Here is an 859-nt window from a genome sequence, read left to right as displayed (position 1 = left end):
GGTAACGTACAATTTCTTGCGCACTTTGACAGCGGAATAGCGTCCAGGTAAGGAAGGAGGGCACGGCCCGCCCCGGTATGATTCGAGTTGCCTAGACAAGAAACATGCTGGAGGTAGACCATGCCCGATCCCATTGTATCTTTGAACGAGGAGTCGCTGAAGGCTGACCTGCGCGAGCTCGTCAGGAGGACCGTCGAGGAGATGCTGAACGGACTGCTGGACGAGGAGGCCGACGACCTCGTCGGGGCGGAGCGCTACGAGAGGACCGCCGACCGCGAGGCCTACCGCGCCGGGCACTACGAGCGGAGGCTCACGACGACGTCCGGCGAGGTCACGATCCGCATGCCCAAGCTCAAGGGGATGAGGTTCACCACGGCGATCATCGAGCGCTACCGGCGCCGGGAGACCTCGGTCGAGGAGGCGATGATCGAGATGTACCTCGCGGGCGTCTCCACCAGGCGCATCGAGGACGTGAGTGAGATTCTCTGGGGCTCGAGCGTCTCCGCGGCGACCGTCTCCAACCTGAACGAGAAGGCCTTCGCGTCGGTCGAGGAGTGGAGGAACAGGCCCTTGGAGCGCGCCTACCCCTACGTCTACGTGGACGGGATATACCTCAAGAGGTCCTGGGGCGGGAGCTACGAGAACGTCGCCGTGATGGTGGCCATCGGCGTGAACGACGACGGCTACCGCGAGGTCATAGGCGCCGCGGAGGGCTTCACGGAGTCGGCCGAGTGCTGGCGCGAGTTCCTCTCGTGGCTGAAGTCCCGCGGCCTGCGCGGCGTGCGCATGTTCACCGGCGACAAGGCGGCCGGCATGGTCGGCTCGATCGCCGAGGTCTTCCCCGGGGCCGCCTACCAGC

1 protein-coding gene is annotated in these 859 nt (G+C 65.3%); it reads left to right on the top strand.

The annotated features are described in order from the left end of the window. Positions 1 to 120: 120 nt before the first annotated feature. A partial coding sequence (locus PHA29_RS10525) for an IS256 family transposase (protein WP_270849589.1) occupies positions 121 to 859 on the top strand: 739 nt, incomplete at its 3' end.

Origin of the sequence: Candidatus Collinsella stercoripullorum (assembly GCF_027669965.1) — a bacterium.
Classification (GTDB): domain Bacteria; phylum Actinomycetota; class Coriobacteriia; order Coriobacteriales; family Coriobacteriaceae; genus Collinsella; species Collinsella stercoripullorum.
This window is presented reverse-complemented; position numbering and strand designations above follow the sequence as displayed.